At 44.9% G+C, this 6189-nt stretch carries 6 protein-coding genes; 5 read left to right on the top strand and 1 reads right to left on the bottom strand.

Annotation, left to right across the window (positions count from 1 at the left end; genetic code table 11):
- Positions 1–126 precede the first annotated feature (126 nt).
- Together QUA00_RS30170 and QUA00_RS30165 are read left to right on the top strand one after the other, a co-directional pair.
- A complete protein-coding gene (locus QUA00_RS30170; RefSeq protein WP_333412146.1) occupies positions 127–1605 on the top strand; it encodes an amidase in 1479 nt (492 codons plus the stop codon).
- A 334-nt stretch (positions 1606–1939) separates the two neighbouring features.
- Positions 1940–3541, top strand: coding sequence for a hypothetical protein (locus tag QUA00_RS30165; protein ID WP_333148169.1), 1602 nt, complete (start codon positions 1940–1942; stop codon positions 3539–3541).
- A 98-nt stretch (positions 3542–3639) separates the two neighbouring features.
- Here QUA00_RS30165 and QUA00_RS30160 read toward each other — a convergent pair whose 3' ends face one another.
- Positions 3640–4332, bottom strand: coding sequence for a GDSL-type esterase/lipase family protein (locus QUA00_RS30160; RefSeq protein WP_333148171.1), 693 nt, complete (start codon positions 4330–4332; stop codon positions 3640–3642).
- Between the two features lie 80 nt (positions 4333–4412).
- Between QUA00_RS30160 and QUA00_RS30155 the strand changes: the two genes are divergently transcribed.
- From QUA00_RS30155 to QUA00_RS30145, 3 genes are all read left to right on the top strand, one after another.
- Positions 4413–4643 carry a DNA-directed RNA polymerase subunit omega gene (locus QUA00_RS30155; protein WP_015175138.1) on the top strand — a complete coding sequence of 77 codons (231 nt, stop codon included), beginning with the start codon at positions 4413–4415 and terminating at the stop codon, positions 4641–4643.
- A gap of 247 nt (positions 4644–4890) precedes the next feature.
- Positions 4891–5538 (top strand): hypothetical protein, encoded by a 648-nt coding sequence (locus tag QUA00_RS30150; protein ID WP_333412145.1) that lies wholly within the window; start codon positions 4891–4893, stop codon positions 5536–5538.
- A gap of 274 nt (positions 5539–5812) precedes the next feature.
- Positions 5813–6181, top strand: coding sequence for a DUF1818 family protein (locus QUA00_RS30145; protein WP_333310905.1), 369 nt, complete (start codon positions 5813–5815; stop codon positions 6179–6181).
- Positions 6182–6189: the final 8 nt, after the last annotated feature.

Genomic DNA, 6189 nt, shown 5'->3' with positions numbered 1-6189 from the left:
CGTCCCGCCCGTCCTTTTTGGACGGGCGGGACGCCCATCCCACAAACTTGTGGAAGTTATTTAATTCTCATTCCTAACTAAAAGTGAATATAATTGACTCGATCGAGAAATACCTGTTTGTTGCCTATGAGTAGCCTGACGTTTGCCTCTGCCCATCAGCTAGCGCGACTGATTCGCGATCGCGAAGTCTCTGCTGTCGAAGTTCTCGACGCTTACCTTACTCAAATCGCCAAGCACAACTCGCAATTAAACGCCATTTGTACCCTGGATGAAGACAATGCTCGTACTAGAGCAAGACTTGCCGATGAAGCCCTAGCCAGAGGAGAAAACTGGGGTGCTTTACATGGGGTTCCCATCACGATTAAAGACATTTTTGAAACAGCCGGACTCCGCACCACAGCAGGCTATATTCCCCTCAAAGATTATGTCCCTCAACAGGATGCAACTGCTGTTGCGAGATTGCGGGCAGCAGGTGCTGTCATCATGGGAAAAACCAACATGGCGGAACTGGCTGCCAATTATCAAAGCACAAATTCTCTGTTTCCACGGGTGAATAATCCTTGGCATCTTGACTACACACCGGGTGGCAGTTCTGGAGGGAGTGCCGCGGCTGTCGCAGCAGGACTTTCACCGTTGGATTTGGGGAACGATTTCGGGGGTTCGGTGCGTCAACCCGCTCATTTCTGTGGCATATATGGTTTAAAGCCGACAGATCGCCGTATTTCTACAGCAGGGCAGATTCCTGAAGTGCCGGGAATGCCACTGTCTATTCGGCAAATGATGACAGTAGGCTGTTTTGCTCGATCGCTAGAAGACATCCGGCTATGTTTTTCGTTAATTGCAGGCGCGGATCTGCGACGCCCTGATGTCCCGCCGATTCCGCTCGATCAACCCTCTGGCAAGCCTTTGCAGCATCTCAAAATCGCTTGGAGCGCTGAATGGGCCGAAGTTCCCGTTGCTTCTGAAATTCGAGCAGCTATGGAGTCGATCGTGCAGACACTCTCTCACGCAGGTGTCCACACCGAACGCTGGCTTCCCAAAGACTTTGAGCTTTCCAAAATATTGAATCTCTACGGACGGATCTCAATGTACCTCACTATCTACGCTCAACCGCAGGATAGATATAACCTGCGTCGTAGTTTAGAGTTAATCTTCCGCACCGCAACCCAAGGCGACAAGGAACTCCGAAAATTGGGAGATTTCAGCAGATTCCTACCTGAGATATTGAATCCAAGTTTGAAAGGATATTTCGAGGCACTCACACAGCGCGATGCCTTCACTGCCCATATAGATGAGGCATTAGAACCGTGGGATGTATGGCTTTGTCCCGTTGCGGCAACCGCTGCGTTTACTCATCGTCCCGCTTGGAGTGCCGTTGAGGTTAATGGCAGATCCTATCCTCATGCAGTGGCAAACGGGGCTTACACCCTGCCTTCTAATCTTAGTGGACATCCTGCCGTGGTAATTCCAATTGGACAAACTCAAAATGGTTTACCGATTGGGATGCAAATTGTTGGTAAGCGGTGGTGCGAAATCGAGTTGTTGGCGATCGCAGAAGCGATCGACAAAGTGGTTGGTAGCTTGCAACACCCACCTGGTTACTGAGCATTTTATCAAGTTTCACTTGATGGTCAATGTTTACTCTTGTGGTAGCGTGCGTCACGTTTGAGATTTTCAATGTGCACGAAAAGTATGAATCGGACGCACCGTTTTTTGCGGGAGTGCGTCAGTTGTGAGATTCTTAGTTTGTAGGGGAAATAATCCTAGCTGAGGCACCCTACTTGATTGTTACTGCTGTCTAAAGACTACCTTGTCTCTACAATTAACAGGATTTACGGACAAAGCGGTTTGAGAAGAACTGCGAGTTCCCTTGACATTAGTTCGCCCACATTAGAATATTAGCTCTAGAGACACATCGCATCAACTAGAAAACAAAAATATGAGTGCAGACGAACAGATATTGCAATTACCTCATATAAGTTTAAAGAGCAGAACACTACTGCCGCAAGAATCTGGAATATATTACGTTGTAGATGAAAAATTTATAATTTGGTACATCGGAAAAGCAAAGAATCTTCGTACCCGGTGGACAGGTGATAGTCACCACAGACTAGATCAACTACAAAAGCAACGAAAAAAACAGTTTACTATCTACTACGAATTGTTGCCTGAATCGCTACTTGACATTCTTGAACAGCAGCGGATTGAGCAGTACAGCCCGCAGTTGAATCGAACTCAAGTCAAGGCTAAGCAATTAGCTCCCACAGAGAGATTATTACAGGAAACGTTATTTAGCCTAGCCCCGTACAGTTTTGTATTAGGTGTAGAATCCCCCAGAAAAGAAGACCTTAAATTTATAGAAACTTCTATCTCTTGGGAAAATAATTGGAGAGTAAAAAAGGCTGTTTTGCCTCTGAGTGTAATACACATTTGCATAAATCTAAGTGAATTAGGCAACAACTGGAACTCAGAAATGCGTTTCCTGAGAAGGATTTTTAGAAAGCGCAGTAATTATTATAATAATTGGGAATTTGCTTATACTTATAAAGGTAAACCCATTTATGAATTAGCCGTGAGAAGATTGTTGGTTAATGGGTTCGTTATAGAAGTATATGGAATCGATCGACAAGCCTTACAATACATTCAAGGGTACGATTTGACTCAAGTGGCAAATGTAGACGTTAGGGCTGTTGATGAAGCTTCTTTAGCCCTCCTAAAAAATAAGTGTTTGCTTGGGATTGGAGGGATATCTTTGGCTAAAGATAACCAAGATGACCTATATGAGAGACTTTCCCGCAAGGCTATAGAACGAATATATCCTTATAAACAAGATTTCGTTAAATTACTTTTTAATGAAGAGATAGATTTCAGTCAAGCGCAAGTATTACCAACCAACACAACAACTGTCCGGGATAGTAATACAGGTATGCTGGTAAGGTTAGCTAATCTTGCCAATAAAAAACAATATCTGGCCACCTTGTTAACGGAACGCGGTATTGACTTAAATCGTTATGAGGTAAATAGGTATCTAGAGCAATTACCAAAGGATGATAATTACATAGACAGCAGTACAGATAAAAGAATGAATATTTTTATTAAGCCATTCTTTGGTAAGCTCGAAGAGCCTATAGGAGACAGAATTGTTAATTCTGAAGTTATTCGGATGAACAATACAATATATGGTGCAAAAGGGATGACGAGTCAAATCTCTTTGCGCGAACGTTACAACGAAGTTTATTTGCAGGCGACAGTAGATAGAGTGTTTTGGTTGCTGCTAGAAACCTACTTGTCCGCTTTTGCTAAAGTAAAGCTGAACAAAGAAGAAGGATATGTAAGCAAGGCGTATGTATCGCCTAGAAGATTTATAGCACCTGCTATACTCACTGTCACCTTAAATGGGAAATGGAAAGCAGATATTCCATTTGGTTCTAAAGATAATATGTCATACGATGAAAGTGTAGACACGATCGCACGTCTTTTACAGGCAAGCGGAATCCCTAAGCTGAAGTTTTCATTCAAAGTAGAGTGTATACGCACATAGCTGCTTGTAAAAAAAGAGTAATATCAATTACACAGTTTTTTAGACAAGCTGCATAACAGGCGCAACAGCCTAGCTGACAACTAACAACTGACAACTGACTAATGACTAATGCTGGCGAGCGGCTCCCAACTTGTCACATCTTCAAATAAAGATTGATAGCCCGCTGCATTGGGATGAAGTCCATCTGCAATCAGGCGCGATCGCCACCAATCACTGCCCCGATTTACCCATTTATCAAAAATATCTAAATAGGGAATTCCCCGCAACTCACAAGCTAATTTCGTTGCCTCTTTATACCGATATTGGTCAGCATGATTGTAATACAAACAATCTTGAAAAGGCATTTTACTTTCATCCACTGGCACCATCCCGACAAATATCACCGGACAAAGTTGTTGGGACAGGTTTAACAAATGATCCAAAACAGTTTTAAAATGTTCAAAATCAGTGTAGCTGCGCCCGGTAGGCGACTGCACTCTCGCCGAATCGTTGAGGCCTACGGAAAGAATAATCGCATCCGGGACGCGGTTTCTGAGTTCGCCCCGGTGGCGAAACTCGTTTTCGAGCCGCTGGGAGACTTGATAAGCCCGATCGCCCCGAACGCCCAAATTGTATAAAACGTGTCCTGCACTCTCCGGTAACATCCACTGGCGCCGCAATCTTTCTACCCAGCCACCGCCTACACCGTCGCCGAAACCGTAGATTAAGCTGTCACCGAAAGCAACCAATTTGAGGGGATGAGAATTTCCCCGATGCAAGTGACCAAAGGAATAGGCTGTTGCTACCTGCATAAGCAATGATACTCAGTTAATAAATTATGAATCTTGACATACTAGACTAGAATGTAACATTACATAAAGTAGGGAGTCTCATGGTTAAGCGTCCAACCTTCGATTCAACTCAGCTAACTCGTCGGGCAGAAGAGTTGATTAACGGTGCATCCAACCGCTATCGGATTACGGTGCAGGTGGCGAACCGCGCAAAACGCCGTCGCTATGAAGATTTTGACAATATGGATGACCATCAAATGAAACCTGTAATGCGGGCGATATTTGAGATGTCGGACGAACTGACTCAGCCGGAAATTATCGGAGACATCTAGACTTTGGGAGTTTTGGGTTTTGAGTGGTGAATTGCGAGCAATTTTTTCACACTCCACACTCAAAACTTTCTCAAACTAGACTGGCGGGCCTGGGCGAGAAACCCGGTTTCTTCTTAGCTGTCTCGTTGACAAACTTCTGATTTTCCTAAACCGGGTTTCTTTTCCTAAGTCCTAAAATTAGAAACTAGGACATCTGCTTGGGGTAAGTTTATGAAATTATTCTATTTTTGAAATTCTTGTCAAAACCGTGAATAGATTAAAGCAGGGCTTAAGTTTTCTGTTGGTTACTTTGAGTGTAGCGATTTTCACGCTTTTGAGTTGGGTATTGGAATCCGGGGAACTGAGTATGTCGGCTTTGAAACCTTCGCTGCTGCGGAGTTCTGAGTCGGCCTCAGTGCAGCGGGTGGCTCAACAATCTGCGCCGCCACAAGTGAGGGTGCAAGATGCGTGGAAATTGGTGTACGAAAAATTGCCGGATTTGCCGATCGAAAATAACTACATTTCTAAGGAAACTGGAAAAGTCGATCCTACTAATACTTTAGTCGGGCGGTTGATTCGATATCACGTATTTGTCAAAGGACGGCCGCCCAATTACCGCTTTGATTGGAAGTTGAGTTTAGCTGACTATTTGGGGGCGAGTCCCGATTATTTGGTGGAAAGCGTTTATCCGGGAAAGGACGTTTTGCGATCGAATCCAATGGAACAGGATCGCGCTGCTATTCAAAGGTTAAATAGAGCACAGCGGGATGCTTTGGTTCAAGCTTTGGTTGATGTTTTTACGGAGACTGCCGGGGGTGGGCGCACACCGACGGCGGGGGAAAAACCACAAGGGCGATCGAATTCGCCGGAGATACCGCAGCCGCAGCCGGGAGATGCGAAGTTGCTGGCACCTTAATACTCATGGATACAGAAACCGGGTTTTTTACGGAAATATTGCTGTTGACCCTTTAACACAGCTAAAAAACCCGGTTTCTTCCGTTTCGTATTTATGGGTAAGTTCTACTAAGGATCGCGAATTAAATAACTTACAATTTTAATTGTTATTGTGGGATGGGCGTCCCGCCCGTCCTTTTTGGACGGGCGAGACGCCCATCCCACTTTCAAGAGTGGAAGTTATTTAATTCTCATTCCTAATCTAAAATCCAAAATCTAAAATCTAAAATCCCTCAATGGTGGAACGTGTAATTAAAACGGGTGTTGGGTGGCGTTTGGGATGGAACCCGGAGGCGGAGGAGTTTAAGGGTTTGGTGGCTGGCGACGGTTGGGCGATCGAACTCACGGAGGCTGAGTTAAACGATTTTTGCCTATTGTTGGGGCAATTGGCCGACACCATGAGTCAAATGGCCTCTGAGTTAATGGACGAGGAAAAAATAGCCATTGAAGCCGAAAGCGACTTGCTGTGGGTGCAGGTGGAAGGCTATCCCGAAGCTTACAGCGTGCAGTTGATCCTGAATGCTGGCAGGAGGTGCGAGGGTTTTTGGCCGGAGGCTGCGGTTCCGAGTTTGGTGCAGGCCGCAAAAGTTTTAAAAGTTTTTTGACTTTTTTG

It is taken from the genome of Microcoleus sp. T2B6 (assembly GCF_036700475.1).
Lineage (GTDB): Bacteria > Cyanobacteriota > Cyanobacteriia > Cyanobacteriales > Microcoleaceae > Microcoleus.
Note: the sequence above shows the minus strand (reverse complement) of the source record. Positions and strands in the feature narration are given on the sequence as shown.